Consider the following 16,660-nt stretch of genomic DNA (forward strand, 5'->3'; position numbering starts at 1 on the left):
TCCTGTCGTTCGGTTGAACAAGTCGCAGGCAGGAAGGCCCTATTCGGAAATCGCGTCGATCCCGAACGGCAGCAACTCGGTCGCACGATCGAAGTACTTCTCGAGCCCACCGACATCGTCGGCGCCGATGTACAGCGTGGCGAGGACTGTCCGGTAGCCGTCCTGGTTGGGCAGTTCGGAGAGCCGGTCGCCCACCCGAACCTTGATGTCCACCACAGTATCCGGGATTTCCTCGCAGAGTCGGGCGAGATCGTCGGCGCTGGGAACGCTGCGCACGATGCCGTCGGAGTAGTAGCCGATGTGGCACTGGGCCGCGTGGCGGAACCGGCCCTTGCGCGGTTCGATGCGCGGTTCCACGCCGAGGGCGATATCGATCGCAACCTCGTGGTTCGACGTTCCGTCGACCTTGACGAAAAGGTCACTGTGCGACTGCGAGATGCGGGTGTTGACCTCGATGAGCGAGAGCTTTCCCGTCTTCTCGTCCCACATGAACTCCGTGTTGAAACAGCCGTTGTCGAAACCGATGTGACGCAGGTACCGCTCCGTCAGATCGATCATGCGTTGCCGGACATCCTCGGGAACCGACTGTGCCGGGTAGTCGAGCCTGTCGAAGCTGTGGCCCGCCGCGTCCTTCCGCATGTCGAAGAAGCCGTGAATGCGGTACTCGCCGTTGAACATCGTGCCTTCGGGCGCAACCTGGATACCCGTGATGATGTCTTCCGCGAGGCACATGTTGCCGCCGACCCCTTCGAGTTCGGGCGGCAGTTCCACCAGGGACAGCACTTCGTCGAACGCGTCCCCGACCCGGCCGATCTCGGCACGGATCTGCTCGAGTGCAGCAGCGAACTCCTCGGCGCTGTTGATCTCGAACCCGAGTTGCGACGAGTGGGATTTGATCGGCTTGACCCAGAACGGGAAGGAAAGGTCGATCGAATCCAGCGGGTTGTCGTCGAAAGGATCGAAAACCGCGAAGCCCGGGACACATTCGGGGATGCTCTTCCGCTGCTCGATCCGGCTCCACGCCTTGTGCTCGCACTGGAGAATGCTGCGGAGTGTCGGCGCAGGCAGGCCCCGTTCGGCGGCGAGAATCGGAGCGAGCACGCTCGTCGGGAAGTCCCAGTGTGCGACGATCCCGTCCACACTGCCGTCGAACTCGTCGAGTTGGCGACGTGCCCGGTCGAGCAGGTCCTTGAACACATAGGTCTCGGGTTCGACCAGTGACTCGTAGTCCAGAAGGCCGTGGAACCGGAGTTCGTCGGCGTTCGAAAGGGTGTCGAGCTTGTCACGCTGCTGATCGGTCAGGGCCGGGATGAATATGTTCTTGTGCATCACCAACGGGTGCCCATGCAACGATTCGGTAAACATCTCCCGGTAAGGCGCAGTAATACCGCTGAGTGTGCTTGCTTGCGCTGTTGTCGTAGCACGAGTCCCGTCGGAGGCTCGTGGGTCAGAGGCAGAGGCGGGTGGATCGGCGGCGGTCGCGCCACGGCCGGCACGTACTCTCGTCTCGTGCAGATCGAACCGCGCCCCTTGGACGACCCGGACGTGCAGGCCCTCATCGACGAGGTTCAGCTCGAGTACGTGCGTCGCTACGGCGGGCCCGACCACACCGAACTTCATCCGGAACAGTTCGCACCTCCACGCGGCCTGTTCCTGCTCGCACATTCCGGAACTGCGCCCCTGGGGATCGGGGGTTGGCGCGCGTACGACGCCGGGCATCCCGGCCTGCGCGACGGTGACGCGGAGATCAAGAGGATGTACGTGCGTGCGGATTCCCGGCGGCGCGGAATCGCGCGGCGCCTGCTCGACGCGCTGGAACGAACCGCAGCCGACGCGGGACGCCGCCGGATGGTGCTCGAAACCGGCACTGCGCAACCGGAAGCCATCGCGATGTACACCGCAGCCGGGTACGCCCCGATGCACGAGCGGTTCGGCATCTGGGCCGACTCGGAATCTTCGCTGTATTTCGCCAAGGAGTTGCCTCGCATCCGGCTCGCGGCGGAGGCCGAACTGCCGTTGCTCCAGGACATCGAACGAGCGGCGGGCGAGCAGTTCGCCGAACTGGGCATGACCTTCGTCGCGGACGACGCCCCGCCGACGATCGCGGAATTGCACCGTTATCTCGCCGCCGGCCGGAACTGGGTGGCGTTCGACGAAGGCGGTGCACCGGTGGCGTACCTGATCGCCGAACCGGTCGACGATGCGCTCCACATCGAGCAGGTCTCGGTGCATCCCGGTCACGCTCGGCGCGGCGTCGGTCGCGACCTGCTCGACCATGCCGCGGGGTGGGCTCGCGATCACGGGTACGGCGCCATGACGCTCACGACCTACCGCGACGTTCCCTGGAACGCGCCCTACTACGAACGCCTCGGCTTCCGCATTCTCGACGACGGAGAACTCACCCCGGGACTGCGCCGGGTTCGTGCACACGAAACGGAGTTGGGACTCGACTACCGTCCACGCGTTGCGATGCGGCGCGAACTCGATTCGTAGGCACCGCGAACTCTGTCGCGCGCGGGTGTCACACCGCGATCGCTGCGGCATCTCCCTCGAGGATCGCGTTGTGCGCGCGGCGGGGGGTCACCGCGTCACCGACGCGGAGCACAGGAAAGCTGCTCTCGGCCAGTTGTTTCCAGAGTTCGTCCACGGGTTCCTGATGGGTGACGACAACCACGGCGTCGGCCACGAAGGATCGGCCCGTACCGGTCCGGTGATCGACGAGTGACACGACCGTCGCGTCGTCGACGTCCATGATTTCTGTGACCATCACGTCGGTGATCTGCGTGATCCCCGCGGCATGGGCGCGACGTGTCCATCCGTCCATGTCGAGCGTGAGACCGAGATCCTGTCCGACGATCATGCCGCCGGTGCACACGGTTACGGCGCAGCCACGTCCGGCGAGGAGTTCGGCCACCGACGTCGCCTGATGAAAGCCCAGATCGTCGACCACGAGCACCCGCCCCTCCGGATCGGCGCGACCCTCGAGCACGTCGCGGACGTCCACGACCTTCGCGGAGTTTCCGGCCCAGACGGGCCGTTGAGGCCGAGCACCTGTCGCCACGATCACGGCGTCGGGCCGGTAGGCGCGAACGAAGTCGGCGTCGACCTCGAATCCGGTCCTGATCTCGACACCGGCCCGAGCGCATTCCGCTTCGAGGCTCGTCACCATCCCTGCCAGTTCACTGCGGTGGGGTGCGGTCGCCGCGGCGCGAATCTGCCCACCTGTCCACGGTTCTCGCTCGCACAGGGTCACGGAGTGGCCGCGACGAGCGGACGTAGCGGCCGCCTGTAGTCCGGCCGGTCCACCACCGACCACGAGCACCCGGCGGCCCGGTATCCGCGGCGCGGGCAGCGGCGTGGATTCTCGGCCCGCGCGGGGGTTCACCGTGCACCCGATCCACCGGCCCAGACCGACACGCCCGATGCATTCCTGGTTGCAACCGATGCACGGGCGCACCTCCGCGTCGTGTCCGCCGAGAGTCTTCAGCGCGAAGTCCGGGTCGGCGATCTGTGCCCGCACCGCACCGACGAGGTCGCAGACTCCGTCTGCCAGCGCGGAGCGGACCTGGCCGGGAGTCGTGAATCGTCCGACGCCCACGACGGGTAGCGACACGGCCTCGCGGAACGCCGCGGGCACGAACAAGGAGTATCCGTGCGGCGTCGACATCGGCGCTTCGACGAGATGGAGCGTTTCGGTCGCCACACCGACCGACGTGCTGAGGTAATCGACGGAATCCGTCGCGTCCAGCATGCGCGCGACCTGCACGGCATCGTCCAGGCCGATGCCGCCGTCGGTGCCGTCGTGGCCGCTCAGACGCACCCCCACGATGTACTCGCGCCCCAGCGCGGACCTGACTGCGGCCACGACCTCGAGGAGCAACCGAGCACGACCGGTCGGATCGCCACCGTAGCGGTCGGTGCGCCGGTTGGTCCCCGGCGCGAGGAAGGCACGCAGGATCGACGCCTGCGAGCACTGGATCTCTACGCCGTCGAATCCGCCCTCGGCACACCGACTCGCGACCGCCGCGTAGCCGTCGATCAGTTCGGCGACCTCGTCGTCACCGATCGCCATGGGCACTTCACGGAACAACGCGTCGGGTTCCGGTCCCGGTGCCCACAACGGCCGGCCCGTGTACATCGAGCTTCCTTGTGCACCGTTGTGGTTGAGCTGAGCGAGGATTCGTGTGCCGTGCGCGTGCACCGCATCGGTGAGGCGGCGGTACCCGGGCAGCACGGCGGGATCCCAGCCCCGGATCAGCTTCTCGTACGGCCGATCCGAGCGATGCACCGTGTGTTCCTCGGTGACGATCATCGCTGCCCCGCCGCGCGCTCGCGCCGTGTAATACGCGATGTGCTGGTCGGTGATCTCCCCGTCCACTGCGAAGTTCGTCAGGTGGGCCGGGAAGATGATCCGGTTGCGCAACGTGGCCGGACCGATCCTGAGGCTGTCCCGGGGATCGGAACCGGCCGTGTTGCGCGGCACCGGTCAGACCTTGGAGTTGCCCTGATCGAGGGCCATCTGGCTGCCCGTGATCGTCTTCGCACGATCGCTCGCGAGGAACAGCACCGCGTCGGATGTGTCGTCGGGATCGGCGATCGGCTTCTCCGTGAGGATGGGTGCGAAGTTGGGGAGCCAGGCCGGGAATCGCTCGAACATCTTCAGCGATCCCTGATCGGTGCCCATCGGGGTCTTCACGCCGTACGGGTGGATCGAATTGACGCGGATGTTGAACTCGCCCAGTTCTTTTGCGGCAGCCTGGGTGATGCCGACGAGACCGAACTTGGCAGCGCCGTAATGTGCCTGTCCGGGCATCGCCTTGAGTCCGGCGACGGAACTGACGACGATGATCGAACCGCCGTTCCCTGCTTCGATCATCGCGGGCGCCGCCGCCTTCAACGTCTTGAACACACCCGTGAGGTTGATGTCGACGAGTTCCTCGAACTGCTCGTCGGGCATTTCCCAGAATCGGTTCCAGCTGCAGATCCCGGCGTTCGCGACAACAACATCGAGCCGTCCGAACTGTGCGACACCCTCGTCGACCGCAGCCCGCAGGGCGGCACTGTCGCGGACGTCGGCGATGCGGGCGACGATCTTGCCCCCGGCCTCCTCGACGAGTCGGACGGTCTCGCGGAAGTCGTCTTCGGTCGCCTGCTCGTAGGTGATGTACTCCGAGACCGGCTTCGCGACGTCGATTCCGATGATCGACGCTCCCTCCCGGGCGAACCTCAAGGCGTGGTTACGGCCTTGACCTCGCGCGATACCGGTGATGAAGACAACTTTGCCGTCGAACTCGCCCATGGAGATCCTCCCAGATCGGTCTATGCAACAGGTTACAGTTCCGAGGCGAGACGGTGCCCCTCCCGGATCGCGTCCCGCACCGTCCGAGGAGCGATGCAGTCACCGATCTCATCCAGCCCCGGCCGGCGCAATCTGTCATCCGGTAGTCCCACTGAGCAGTCGACGAGTGCGGCCGCACGCACGGTGACCTCCGATTCCGTCACTCGATCGACGAGACGCACGCCCGACGAGTCGACCGCTCGAACCCCCACGCCGAGGTGCCGTCGCACGCCCGCACGCTGCAACCGGACGTTTGCCGCGACCAGATCGCCGGTGGGCGCCAGCCTCGATCCCGGAATGGGGTCCGGCGTGGCGTAATGGACCGCACGCCCCGGCGCAACGAGATGCTCCGCCACCGCGACACCGAGCCGGCCACCTGCCGGATCCCAGACGACGACATGATCGGGGACTGTGTCCGGATGGTCGAGGGCATACGCGGCGGTGACGTAGCCGCCGCCCCTGTCGACCGGGAATCCGGGTGGGCGGGGACGGCTGCCGGTGGCCAGCACCACCGTGGTGCCGGCCTCCATCGCGGCGTCGAGTTCGTCCGCGGTGACGGCGACGCCGGTGCGGACCACGACACCGAGGTCCCGGCAGCGCTCCTCGAGCCAGTGTGTAAGCAGTCCGAAGCCGGGAGCACCCGTCCCGCGTGCCGCGGTATGCAGCATCCCTCCGACGCGATCGGTGCGCTCGGCGACGGTCACACGGTGGCCGCGTCCCGCGAGACCGCGCGCCGCTTCCAGCCCGGCAGGTCCCCCGCCGACGACGAGCACGTCGCGCGCAGCGGTCGCCGCACGGGTGGCGGGCCGGTCTTCCTGCCCCGCCTCCGGGTTGGCGACACATCCGACTTCCGGGTTGCGGAAGTCGCGCACGAGACACGCCTGGTTGCAACGCACACACGGCCGCGGATCGCGGTGGTCGCGGATCGAATCGACGAGATCGGGGTCGGCGACCTGCGCACGGGTCATCTCCACCGCATCGCACACCCCCAGATCGAGAGCGTCCTGAGCTGACGAAGAATGGATGACGCTGCCCTGCAACACCACCGGCACGTTACCCGCGACGGCCGCGCGGACCTGCTTGCACAGGTTTCGGTTGAAGTCCGCCGGCGTGTGGGCACCGGGCCGGTACGTTTCCGGCGTGAACAAGCCCCCACGTACGACGGTGAGCAAGTCGAGTAACGGCGCGAATTCCCGCGCGTAGCCGGCGGCGACGTCCGGTGTGATGCCTGCCCACGGGGCATTCTCGTCGCAGCTCAGGCGCAGCGCCACGACCCGGCCGGGTCCGAGTTCGGCGCGCACGGCGCCGATCACCTCCCGGAGGAGGCGCGTCCGGTCGGAGCCGTAACGGTCGGTGCGGTGGTTCGTCAGGCCGGACAGGAACTGCCGGAGCAGGGCGGTCGGTCCGGCGTCGAGCTCGACACCGTCGACGTCGGCATCGACCGCGACGGCCGCCGCAGCGCGGAATCCGGCGATCACCGATTCGATGTCGCCGGGAGTCATCTCTGCCGGGAGTTCACGGGTCGCGGGGTCGGGTACGCGCGACGGGGCCCACAGCGGCGCTCGAGTCCAGGCGCTGGACCCCTGGAGTCCGCAGTGCCCGAGTCCGGCCAGGACGAGGGTGCCGTGCGGCCGGCACGCCGAGACGATATCCGCCCATCCTTCCCCCGCTTCGGCTGCGAGAGGCGCCCGTTCGTAGGGATGGTCGCCTGCGAGAACCGACGCCACCTCGGTGATCACGACGCCCGCACCGCCCCGGGCACGGCGCTCGTAATATGCGCGGTGGCGACTCGAGAATTGCCGCCCCACACCGAGATTGGTCTCGTGTGGACCGAAGATCACCCTCGACGGCGCGGTACGGCCGGCGAGGGTGATCGGATCGATGAGGGCATGGCTCATACCGGCAGGAGCTACTCGACTCCCAGATCGCGGCGGAATCCGGGCGGGACGACGACGTCACCGGGAGTGAGGTCGTGGATCGAATCACGGCCGAGGCCCAAGAGGGCGGAACCTATTCCGCCGCCGAGGATGTCGAGGACGTTCTCGACACCCGCCTGGCCGTTGGCCGCGAGACCCCACAGGTAGGCGCGGCCGATCATGACGGCGTCGGCGCCGAGCGCAACGGCCTTGACGACGTCGCTACCGCGCCGGATACCACCGTCGAGCAACACCTCGATGTCGTTGCCGACCGCCTCCGCGATAGCCGGGAGCGCCCGGATGGGTGCCGGGGTGCCGTCGAGGTTGTTGCCGCCGTGGTTCGACACCGAGATCGCCGTGACGCCGGCGTCGACGGCGCGCTTGGCGTCGTCGACGCGCATGACGCCCTTGAGCATGAACGGGGCGTCGCCCCACTGTTCACGCAGCCACGCCACGTCTTCCCACGTGGGCAGCGGGGTGCTCATCCACTCGCCGTACGCACCGAAGAACGTGGGGGTGTCACCCCCTCCGGGCGGGGTGAGATTGGGGGTGGTCAGGTCCGGGACGCCACCGGTACGGGCCCAGTCCAGAAGCCACTTCGGCCGGATGATGCCCTCGGGCGCGAACTTCACCATCGCGTCGAAGCTCATCCGCTCCGGAATGGCGGGACTCCCCCAGTCGCGGCCGTTGGAGAACGACCAGTCCAGGGTCATGATGAGACCCTTGGCACCGGCCGCCCGGGCGCGTTCCATGCGCTGGACGAGCACGTCGCGGCTGCCGACCCAGTACATCTGGAAGAAGGTCTTGTCGTTGGCCGCGGCCACGTCCTCGATGGATTTGCTCGCGAACGAGCTGAGACCCATCGCGATTCCCCGTGCGGCGGCCGCTCGGGCGACGGCCACCTCTCCGTCCGGGTGTACGGCCTGGACACCGGTCGGCGAGATGAGGACGGGCATGGCCACGTCCTGCCCCATGACCCTCGTGCCCATGTCGCGCTTCTCCGACAGTCCCGCGACGTGCGGGGCGAAGCCGAGTTCGCGGAACGCCGCGAGGTTGTCGTCGACGGTGATGCCGGCTTCGGATCCGGCGACGAGCGCCCCGTACACCGACTTCGGCAGGCGTTTGCGGGCACGCTCCTGCGCCACGGCGACCGTTTCGAACCAGTCGCTCTGCTTCCAGGGATTCTTCAGCCACGAGAACTTGGCCATCGTGAACATCTCTCCTCGAGATCTACAGGCCTGCGAGAGGGCTCTCGTCGCAGAATTTGGCGGGAGGTTTGGCGAGCAGTGTGAGCGGGACCGGCGCTGCCGGGGTGCGACGCTCTGCCCGTTTGCCGGTACGGGAGTGGTCGACGCTCGACTGCGGTACCGTCCGTTCGGCTTCGAGTGCCGACTGCCCGTATCCCTGAACACATTCGGGATCGGGACCGTCCATCGGAAGGCCGGTGAAGAACTTTGCGGCCATGCAGCCACCGCGGCACGAGTCGTAGAAGTTGCAGGAGGCGCATGCGCCGGCGGACTGCGGCTCGCGCAGTTCGCGGAACAACTCGGAGGTCTTCCACACCTCGGCGAAACCGCCGTCGCTCACGATGTTCCCGGCGTGGAAGTTCTCGTGGATCGCGAACGGGCACGCGTACACGTCGCCGACCGGATCGATCAGGCACACGACGCGTCCTGCACCACAGAGATTCAGACCGGGCAGGGCGCCGGCCCCGCTGTCGCCACCGAAGGCGGACAGGTGGAAGAACGAGTCGCCGGTGAGCACCCCTTCGCCGTGAGCGACGAGCCAGTCGTAGAGCTGCCGCTGCTGGTCGTGAGTGGGGTGCAGGTCGTCCCAGACATCGACGGCGCGGCCCGACGGACGCAGGCGGGTGATGCGCAGCGTCGCGTCGTAACGGTCGGCGAGCGCTTTGAATTCGTCGAGCTGATCGACGTTGTGGCGCGTGACCACGACGGAGATCTTCGCGTCGCGGAAGCCTGCCTCGGACAGGTTCTCGAGAGCGCGCACAGCCATCGCGAAGGAACCGGGACCGCGTACGGCATCGTTGACCTCGGCGGTCGCGCCGTCGAGGGAGATCTGCACGTCCACGTAGTCGGACGCGGCCAGCCGCGCCGCAACCTTCTTGTCGATGCGCACGCCGTTGGTGGAGAACTTCACGCCGACCTGGTGCTCGGTGGCGTAGTCGACGAGTTCCCAGAAGTCCGAGCGCACGGTGGGCTCACCGCCACCGATGTTGACGTAGAACACCTGCATGCGTTGCAGTTCGTCGATGATGGCCTTGCACTGGTCCGTGGACAGCTCACGCGGGTCGCGCTTGCCCGACGAGGACAGGCAGTGCACACACGAGAGGTTGCAGGCGTAGGTCAGTTCCCACGTCAGGCAGATCGGAGCGTCGAGGCCCTTCTCGAACTGGTCGACGAGTCGACCTACTTTCGGAGGCGCGGTGGTGACGGGAGGTTCGAGCAGAGACGTCATAGCGGGTCCTTGCTGGGTCGGGGCGTCAGGCGGGGACGATCATGTGCGAGTCGGCCAGTGTGCCGAGGGCACGCACGTAGGGCCGCTCGGCGCTCTCGCCGATTCCGTGGGCGCGCAAGGCCTCCCGTACCGATGCGTGGTCGCCGAGGGACCGGACGACGTCGACGATGACGGTGTTCTTCAGGAACGACAGTTTGCGGGTGCCGAAGTGGTAGAGCAACGCCCCGAACGGCTCGGGGCGAAGCGCTACCTGCGGGTGGAGCCGCCACGTGGCGCCCGGATCGAACTGTGTGGTCGCCACGGCGGTGGCTCCGGGGGCGGACATGATCAGTAGACGCCGCACATGCCGTCGATCGAGACCTCTTCCACGAGGGACTCCTCGATCAGCTCGGACTCGATCACCGCGTTGTCGCGATCGGACATGATTCCTCCTCGAATTTTCACTCCACGTGTGGAGTCCACGTCACAACAGGGCTAGCGTTGTGACTCGGTTCACCACTGTAATGGCATCGAGTGCAGAATGTCATCCATGAATCGAGGGAAATATGCCTGACCGCCGAGAGCCGTCCACCCGGACCGGCCGGCGCCCCTCCACCACGAGAGAATCGCTGGCGGCGGTCGGCATCGAACTCTTCCGCACCCGCGGCTTCGACGAGACCAGCGTCGACGACATCGCCGAGGCGGCGGGCATCGCGCGGCGCACATTCTTCCGGTACTTCCCCTCGAAGAATGCGGTCGCGTGGGGTGACTTCGACGGCCAGCTCGAACGGATGCGGCGACGACTCGCAGAGGTCCCGTCGGACGATTCGCTCGCGGACGCGCTCACCGCCGCACTACTCGACTTCAACACCTTTCCCGCATCCGAGAAAGAGCGACACCGCGCCCGCATGGAACTGATACTGCGCACTCCCGCCCTCCAGGGGTACTCGTCCGTCATGTACCAGGGGTGGCGCGCGGCGATAGCCGAGTTCGTCGCGCGACACACCGGTGCCCGCCCCGGCGACCACATTCCGAGGACCGTCGCCTACCTCGTGCTGGGCGTCGCGATCGCGTCCTACGAGCAGTGGCTCACCGACGCCGAATCGGACCTGCACGACCTACTGGGCACAGGAATGCTCACACTCTCCGAAGGACTCGGCCCGAGCAATCGCCCACTCGAAAGAGGTTGACAGACAATGGCTGTGCTGGATTCTCTCGCGCCGTGCCCACCGGGCCGGTGGACACACGACCACGTCACCGTCGAGCGGGTGCCCTCCGGCCCGATCAGGTTGCGCCGCACCACCGACGGGCTGCACGTCACGCACGCGCTCACGCCCGACCTGCTCAGTGAACGCCTCGTCGCCGATGTGACCGCATCTGTCCAGGACGCCGAGTTCGGCCAGAACGAGTTCGAGTTGACGATGGTCGGTCTCGTCCGCTCGACGGTCCCCGGAGCGCTCGAGTCGTGGGTTACCTATTACCGCAACTCGTTGAACGAACTGCTCGACGGCACAGCAGAGTTCGCCCCGATCCACGACAAGGCCGCCACGTTGGTACGTGGCCGGGTGCTCGACCTCGGTTCGTGCTTCGGGTTCCTGCCGTTGCGGCTCGCAGGAGCAGGCTTCGACGTGGTCGCCACCGACATCCTTCCCGGCACGATGCGGCTGCTCGACGCGGTCGCACCCCATTTGGGCCTGGCGGTGGACACCCTCGTCTGCAACGCGGCCGGAGTGCCCGTTCCCGACGACAGCGCGGACACCGTCACCGCGATCCACCTGCTCGAGCACGTCGACCACGAGACGGGTGCCGCCGTTCTCGCCGAAGCGCTGCGCATCGCGCGTGCACGCGTGGTGGTCGCGGTGCCGTTCGAGGACGAGGCAACCGCGTGCCACGGGCACATCCGGACATTCGATCTCGCGTCGCTCGATGCGCTCGGACGCACGACAGGCTTTCCGTACGAGGTGTTCGAACACCACGGCGGGTGGCTGGTCGTCGATCTCGTGTGACTTACGAGCCCTCCGCGACGAGGAACTTCGTCATCGCCTGTGCGATCGCCTCGGGTCGGTCGAGCATCGACAGCACATAGGCGTCGTCGACCTCCACGAGTGTCCCGTTCGGCAGCAGGTTTGCGAGCCGTCGCCCGTGACTGCGCGGCATGACCTTTCCGGCCGACGACCACAGCACCAGCGCCGGACCGGTGAAATGCTGCAGCGCTTCGGTATCGGCGACGAGTTCGGTTGCGGTGAAGCGGGTCGCGACGTACTTGCGCAGATCACGGCGTATGTCCTTGCTGCGGAGCCCGGGTTCGGTCCAGGCGCGGACGAGACCGTCGGGCAGGGGTGTGCGGGCCATCCAGCCGAGCAACGGCGGCGTGTTGCGCAGCCACGAAACCCGGAGTTGCCGCAGCGCGAGTACCAGGCCACCCGGAATACGCGCGGCGAGGACCGCCATCTTGCCCGGCAGGCCCGGCGGAAAGTTGTCGAAGGCCTCGCACGGCAGCAGGATCAGACGGCCGACGCGGTCGTCCAGTCCGTACGCGGTGAGGAACAGAGCCCCGCCCCAATCACTGTGCACCAGCGTGACGTCGGTCAGGTCGAGCGCGTCGAGGAAGTCCGCCACGAGCCGGTTCAGACCACGCAAGCTCAAATCCGCGCCGGGATGCATCGCTTCGGGGTGGGCGCCGAGCGGCAGATCAGGTCGCACATAACGGAACCCAGCGGGTAGTCGGTCGATCACCTCGTCCCACACCGTGTGGTTCATGAGCAGTCCGTGCAAGAAGACGACGGCCGGTCCGTCACCGTGTTCGACGTAGTGAATGGGCCCTGCAGCGAGATCGACGGTGGGCATCGGCGCACCTTTCGCGTGAGTGATCACTCCGGAGCGTTGGGTTCCAGCGTGGCGGCGAGGACTGAACGGTGTCAACCGTGGTGCCGGGGCGGGTGGTGACGGACGGTCGGTTCGACCCGGTCTGCTGAACTCGCCGGGCAGCCTCGACGTACATCGTCATTGCCGGCCACGTCCGCGCTGCACCAGCCAGGTCGCCAGCGCTACGAAGATCACCGCCCACACCGACAGGTTCAGGACCGGCACCCACAGAGGCTCGGACGGCAGCGGGTTTCCGGCGCGGTCGATCAGCACACCTTCGGTGACGGGGTAGCGCGCCAGCGACACATAGCCGTAGAGCGGAGTGAACTTGGCGATGGTCAGCAACGTGCCCGACAGCGGAATGAAGATGTTGCCGAGGAACGCGAGGATCACCAGGCTGCCGCCGGCGGCGCCGACGGCCGCTTCCGACCGGAAGGCCAAGCCGAACACCAATCCGTAGACGGAGAACACTGCGGCACCGACGAGCACGGCCACCGCGCTGAGGATCCACGCACCCGAGTCGCCGGACGCCCCTGTGAAGACCCCGAGGACGAAGATCAGCCCGATCGGAATGGCCGCGACCACGAGGGCCACCGTTGCTTTCATCGCCACATACGACGCGTCGGTCAGCGGGGTCAGCCCCAATTGCCGGCCCCAGCCCTGCATCCGCTCGACTGCTGCCGTGCCGCCCACGCCCGTGGTGGCTGTCACCGCGCCGTACGCCGCCATCGAGATCATGATGTACATCGCCACGTTGCCGTTGCCGGCCGACTCGGTCGCGAACGACTGGGAGGCACCGAAGATCAGGTAGAAGAACGCGGGCAGCACCGCGATGAAGAAGACGTTGACGTAGTCGCGGAAGGTCCTCCGCAACTCCAGCCCGACGAAGGTGGCGTTCATGCCGTTGCTTTCTGTGTCAGCGCGAGGAAGGCGGTTTCGAGCGAACCACTGACGATGTCGAGGTCGCGGGCACCGAGGCGTACGAGGAGAATGCGGGCCACCGAATCGGAATCCGTTGTCCGGACCTCGATTCTCTTTCCGACCCAGGAGATGTCGGCGACACCCGGGGTCGACGCGAGGACCGCCTGCGCTTCGTCTCGGAACTCCGGTGGCACCTCTGCGGAGACCAGCCTGCCGGTGGCCCGAGCCCGTATCTCGGCAGTGGGCCCGTCTGCCACGATCCGCCCTCCGGCCATCATGACGATGCGACCGGCGAAGGCGTCCGCTTCTTCGAGGTAGTGGGTTGCGAACACGATCGTGCGGCCCCGGTCGGCCTCGGCATGCATGGTTGCCCAGAACTCGCGGCGGGCGGCCACGTCCATTCCCGCGGTCGGTTCGTCGAGGACGAGCAGGTCGGGGTCGGGGAGCAGCGCGAGAGCGAAACGAAGCCGCTGTTGTTCTCCGCCCGAGCACTTCGACACCATCCGGCGGGAGAGCACCGAGAGTCCGGCGCTGTCGAGAACGTCGTCGATGTCGCGGTGGGTGTCGAAGGTGGAGGCGATGATGCGCACGGTTTCACGCACCGTGAGATCGCGTAACAGTCCGCCGGTCTGCAGGACGGCGGAGACCCGGCCTTCGCGGACGGCCTGCCGCGGAGGTGCGCCGAATACGGCAACCGACCCCGAGGTCGGAGTAGTCAGCCCGAGAACCATGTCGAGCGTTGTGGTCTTCCCTGCGCCGTTCGGTCCGAGCAGAGCCATGACCTCACCGCGCCGGACGGTGAGGTCGAGGCCCGACACCGCATGCGCCTCCTCGCCTCCCTGCGCACGGAAGGTCTTGACGACGTCCCGCAGTTCGAGTGCCGGGGCACCTGTGTGTTCCATGGTCGAAAGTGTGCACGCAACCGGGCCCCGAGCGACATACCCGGCTGTCACGAGTCCGAGACGACGGATGTCATGTTCTCCGCGCCCGATCCTGGCGGACGAGCGCGGTCACGGTGCCGGATCGCCCATCACCGCTCCCTCGCGCCGAGGATCGGCTCCCCCGATCCAGCCCGCCTCGTCGCGCTGCAGTGCGCTCAACCCGCTGGACTGCGGCGCGACGGACACCTCGTGTCCCTTGTCCCGAAGCTGCTGCACGAGCTGGTCCTGTGCGCCGTCGTCGGACGCGTCGACGGCGGGATGCTCACCCCCGACGCCGGTGGCAGGGGTATTTGCCGCGCCGAACGATACGGCCGAGATCGCTTGCTGCGGGTCGAGCCCCCAGTCCAGCATCCCGACCAGCGTTTTGACGACGAACTGGATGATCACCGATCCGCCGGGCGATCCCACGACCATCTGCAGGTCGCCTCGTTCTCCGTCGGGTGTCCTGTCGAACACCAGCGTCGGCGCCATCGAACTGCGCGGCCGCTTTCCCGGCTCTACCCTGTTGGCGGCCGGCAGCCCGTCCTTGCCCGTGGGTTCCGCCGAGAAGTCGGTGAGCTGGTTGTTGAGGAGAAAGCCGTCGACCATGTGGAACGACCCGAACGCCGATTCGATGGTCGTCGTCATGGCGGCCACGTTGCCGTAACTGTCGGCGACCGAGATGTGGCTGGTGCCGTGCTCGGGACTCTGCGGCGGCACCCCGAGCGGTACCGGTCCGAAATCGCCCGGTTGCGCGGTGCCCATGCTCTTGCCCGGGTCGATCAGCGCCGCCCGCTGAGCGAGGTACTCGGGGTTGACCAAGGTGTCGAGCGAGCCCCCGGGCAGCGGAACGAAGTCCGAATCGGCGACGTACTTGTCGCGGTCGGCGTACGCGAGACGCTCGGCCTCGGAAATCAGGTGCACCGCTTCGGCATTCGGCACTCCCCCGTTCGCGTCGACCTCGGACGGCCCCAGTGCGGCGAGGTCGAAGTTCTCCAGGATGCCCAGAGTGGCCGCGACGGCGGTGCCGCCGGACGACGGGTTCGGCATCCCGCAGATCTCGTGGTCACGGTAGGGCGTGCACAGCGGCGTGCGCTCCTTCGCCTCGTACGCGGCGAGATCGTCGAGCGTGAGGCTTCCCGGTGTTCGCCCACCGGATGTACTCCCGGTCGCCTCGACGATCGATTGTGCGATGTCACCGGTATAGAACGCGTCGGCGCCGTCGGTTGCAATTGCGCCGAGGGTCTTCGCCATCGCCGGATTGGTCAGCGTCGAGCCTACGGCCTTGGGGCTGCCGTCCGGCTCGAGGAAGTACGCGCGGGCCTCGTCGTCGACCGCGAGTTGCTCGGCGGAATCGGCAATGGACTGTGCCATCCGATCGCTGACGCTCACGCCTCTGTCGGCCAGATCGATAGCGGGAGCGAACAGACTCCGCCACTCCCGGTCTCCGTACTCCGCATGCACCGACTCGAGCATGCGGAGGACACCGGGTACGCCGATCGACCGTCCGCTCGCGCGAGCATCGGGCTTCGGCTCGGTGCGGTCGGTGTCGCTGACCCAGCGAAGATAATTCTCGTCGGCCGCGCTCGGGGCGGTTTCCCGTCCGTCGAACGCCTGGACCGCACCGGATTCGGCGTCGTAGTACATCAGGAACGCTCCGCCGCCGATACCGGACGACTGCGGTTCGACGAGTCCGAGCACCATCTGCGCGGCCACGAGCGCATCGGCCGCCGTCCCGCCGTCGCGGAGGACCTCGCACGCCACCTCGGTGGAGACGGGGTTGGCGGTGGAGACCGCGAACGATTCGGTACTCACAGCGGTCATGCCGCTGCGGTAGCCGGTGGCGATCTCCGGGTTGGTGGAAATGTCACCACCCCCGGTCTCCGGCGGCGGTGCACCGGTCAACGGCGTGCCGTTGGGCGTCGCTCCACACACCGCCTCGGGCGCGGCGGTGTTCTCCGAATCGCCGTCCGCGCTCGACGCACATCCGCCCACGAGTGCGAGCGCCGCCGCCGCAGCCAGAGCGACACGTATTCCCGACCGATTGCTCCCCACCGAGATCATCTTGACGACGGTAGCCGGGGGTCGCGGCATTCACCGGGCAAACGCGACATCGATCCTCGTTGGCGCCGCAAATCTGCCGTAAAGGGTCTTGACACGTGTATCTCCTCGGCGGATGCTTTATTCAACCGAAAGGTTGAATAAGGATGGTGGCAGGTGGACGTTGCCGACGCGGACGACGAACT

15 protein-coding genes are annotated in these 16,660 nt (G+C 67.1%); 3 read left to right on the top strand and 12 right to left on the bottom strand.

What is annotated here, in order from left to right; translation table 11 throughout:
• Nucleotides 1–39: 39 nt before the first annotated feature.
• The gene (locus tag ACFWU2_RS16545; protein ID WP_378608113.1) at nt 40–1,329 is read right to left on the bottom strand and encodes an acetyl-CoA carboxylase biotin carboxylase subunit family protein; all 1,290 of its coding nucleotides are present in this window, start codon (nt 1,327–1,329) and stop codon (nt 40–42) included.
• A gap of 180 nt (nt 1,330–1,509) precedes the next feature.
• Here ACFWU2_RS16545 and ACFWU2_RS16550 point away from each other — a divergent pair, with 180 nt between their 5' ends.
• Nucleotides 1,510–2,493 (top strand): GNAT family N-acetyltransferase, encoded by a 984-nt coding sequence (locus ACFWU2_RS16550; protein WP_378608115.1) that lies wholly within the window; start codon nt 1,510–1,512, stop codon nt 2,491–2,493.
• Between the two features lie 28 nt (nt 2,494–2,521).
• On the opposite strand, the gene ACFWU2_RS16555 is transcribed toward ACFWU2_RS16550, so the two are convergent.
• The 7 genes from ACFWU2_RS16555 to mftA are packed head-to-tail and all read right to left on the bottom strand — an operon-like array spanning nt 2,522 to nt 10,152.
• Nucleotides 2,522–4,483: a mycofactocin system FadH/OYE family oxidoreductase 2 gene (locus ACFWU2_RS16555; protein ID WP_378608117.1), complete on the bottom strand. Its 1,962-nt coding sequence runs from the start codon at nt 4,481–4,483 to the stop codon at nt 2,522–2,524.
• Nucleotides 4,484–4,486: 3 nt separating this feature from the next.
• Entirely contained in the window at nt 4,487–5,299 is an 813-nt protein-coding gene (locus tag ACFWU2_RS16560; RefSeq protein ID WP_169651233.1) for a mycofactocin-coupled SDR family oxidoreductase, read from the bottom strand.
• 32 nt (nt 5,300–5,331) lie between these two features.
• Nucleotides 5,332–7,236, bottom strand: a complete 1,905-nt coding sequence (locus tag ACFWU2_RS16565) for a mycofactocin system FadH/OYE family oxidoreductase 1 (protein ID WP_378608119.1) — start codon at nt 7,234–7,236, stop codon at nt 5,332–5,334.
• Between the two features lie 11 nt (nt 7,237–7,247).
• Nucleotides 7,248–8,462, bottom strand: coding sequence for a pre-mycofactocin synthase MftD (mftD, locus tag ACFWU2_RS16570; RefSeq protein WP_378608121.1), 1,215 nt, complete (start codon nt 8,460–8,462; stop codon nt 7,248–7,250).
• A gap of 22 nt (nt 8,463–8,484) precedes the next feature.
• The gene (mftC, locus tag ACFWU2_RS16575) at nt 8,485–9,729 is read right to left on the bottom strand and encodes a mycofactocin radical SAM maturase (RefSeq protein WP_378608123.1); all 1,245 of its coding nucleotides are present in this window, start codon (nt 9,727–9,729) and stop codon (nt 8,485–8,487) included.
• Between the two features lie 25 nt (nt 9,730–9,754).
• Nucleotides 9,755–10,054: a mycofactocin biosynthesis chaperone MftB gene (mftB, locus tag ACFWU2_RS16580; protein WP_378608126.1), complete on the bottom strand. Its 300-nt coding sequence runs from the start codon at nt 10,052–10,054 to the stop codon at nt 9,755–9,757.
• Nucleotides 10,055–10,056: 2 nt separating this feature from the next.
• Nucleotides 10,057–10,152 (bottom strand): mycofactocin precursor MftA, encoded by a 96-nt coding sequence (gene mftA, locus ACFWU2_RS16585; RefSeq protein WP_068159438.1) that lies wholly within the window; start codon nt 10,150–10,152, stop codon nt 10,057–10,059.
• Between the two features lie 122 nt (nt 10,153–10,274).
• Here mftA and mftR point away from each other — a divergent pair, with 122 nt between their 5' ends.
• Together mftR and mftM are read left to right on the top strand one after the other, a co-directional pair.
• A complete protein-coding gene (gene mftR / locus ACFWU2_RS16590) occupies nt 10,275–10,898 on the top strand; it encodes a mycofactocin system transcriptional regulator (protein WP_378608128.1) in 624 nt (207 codons plus the stop codon).
• A gap of 6 nt (nt 10,899–10,904) precedes the next feature.
• Nucleotides 10,905–11,714, top strand: a complete 810-nt coding sequence (gene mftM, locus ACFWU2_RS16595; RefSeq protein ID WP_378608130.1) for a mycofactocin oligosaccharide methyltransferase MftM — start codon at nt 10,905–10,907, stop codon at nt 11,712–11,714.
• A 1-nt stretch (nt 11,715) separates the two neighbouring features.
• Here mftM and ACFWU2_RS16600 read toward each other — a convergent pair whose 3' ends face one another.
• From ACFWU2_RS16600 to ggt, 4 genes are all read right to left on the bottom strand, one after another.
• Nucleotides 11,716–12,555: an alpha/beta fold hydrolase gene (locus ACFWU2_RS16600; RefSeq protein ID WP_378608132.1), complete on the bottom strand. Its 840-nt coding sequence runs from the start codon at nt 12,553–12,555 to the stop codon at nt 11,716–11,718.
• 156 nt (nt 12,556–12,711) lie between these two features.
• Nucleotides 12,712–13,473 carry an ABC transporter permease gene (locus tag ACFWU2_RS16605; RefSeq protein WP_378608134.1) on the bottom strand — a complete coding sequence of 254 codons (762 nt, stop codon included), beginning with the start codon at nt 13,471–13,473 and terminating at the stop codon, nt 12,712–12,714.
• Nucleotides 13,470–14,396 carry an ABC transporter ATP-binding protein gene (locus ACFWU2_RS16610; protein WP_378608136.1) on the bottom strand — a complete coding sequence of 309 codons (927 nt, stop codon included), beginning with the start codon at nt 14,394–14,396 and terminating at the stop codon, nt 13,470–13,472. Before ACFWU2_RS16610 ends, ACFWU2_RS16605 begins: the two co-directional genes overlap by 4 nt.
• Nucleotides 14,397–14,504: 108 nt before the next feature.
• Nucleotides 14,505–16,478: a gamma-glutamyltransferase gene (gene ggt, locus ACFWU2_RS16615; protein WP_378608138.1), complete on the bottom strand. Its 1,974-nt coding sequence runs from the start codon at nt 16,476–16,478 to the stop codon at nt 14,505–14,507.
• Nucleotides 16,479–16,660 lie beyond the last annotated feature (182 nt).

Source organism: Rhodococcus sp. NPDC058639, assembly GCF_042717545.1.
In the GTDB taxonomy this organism is placed as follows: domain Bacteria; phylum Actinomycetota; class Actinomycetes; order Mycobacteriales; family Mycobacteriaceae; genus Rhodococcus.

What these genes read in the sequence shown, in the direction of transcription:
- ACFWU2_RS16545 (WP_378608113.1), bottom strand. Translation starts at nt 1,329, where the DNA reads ATGCACAAGAACATATTCATCCCGGCCCTGACCGATCAGCAGCGTGAC.
- ACFWU2_RS16560 (WP_169651233.1), bottom strand. Translation starts at nt 5,299, where the DNA reads ATGGGCGAGTTCGACGGCAAAGTTGTCTTCATCACCGGTATCGCGCGA.
- ACFWU2_RS16565 (WP_378608119.1), bottom strand. Translation starts at nt 7,236, where the DNA reads ATGAGCCATGCCCTCATCGATCCGATCACCCTCGCCGGCCGTACCGCG.
- mftD (WP_378608121.1), bottom strand. Translation starts at nt 8,462, where the DNA reads ATGGCCAAGTTCTCGTGGCTGAAGAATCCCTGGAAGCAGAGCGACTGG.
- mftC (WP_378608123.1), bottom strand. Translation starts at nt 9,729, where the DNA reads ATGACGTCTCTGCTCGAACCTCCCGTCACCACCGCGCCTCCGAAAGTA.
- mftB (WP_378608126.1), bottom strand. Translation starts at nt 10,054, where the DNA reads ATGTCCGCCCCCGGAGCCACCGCCGTGGCGACCACACAGTTCGATCCG.
- mftA (WP_068159438.1), bottom strand. Translation starts at nt 10,152, where the DNA reads ATGTCCGATCGCGACAACGCGGTGATCGAGTCCGAGCTGATCGAGGAG.
- mftR (WP_378608128.1), top strand. Translation starts at nt 10,275, where the DNA reads ATGCCTGACCGCCGAGAGCCGTCCACCCGGACCGGCCGGCGCCCCTCC.
- mftM (WP_378608130.1), top strand. Translation starts at nt 10,905, where the DNA reads ATGGCTGTGCTGGATTCTCTCGCGCCGTGCCCACCGGGCCGGTGGACA.
- ACFWU2_RS16600 (WP_378608132.1), bottom strand. Translation starts at nt 12,555, where the DNA reads ATGCCCACCGTCGATCTCGCTGCAGGGCCCATTCACTACGTCGAACAC.
- ACFWU2_RS16605 (WP_378608134.1), bottom strand. Translation starts at nt 13,473, where the DNA reads ATGAACGCCACCTTCGTCGGGCTGGAGTTGCGGAGGACCTTCCGCGAC.
- ACFWU2_RS16610 (WP_378608136.1), bottom strand. Translation starts at nt 14,396, where the DNA reads ATGGAACACACAGGTGCCCCGGCACTCGAACTGCGGGACGTCGTCAAG.
- ggt (WP_378608138.1), bottom strand. Translation starts at nt 16,478, where the DNA reads ATGATCTCGGTGGGGAGCAATCGGTCGGGAATACGTGTCGCTCTGGCT.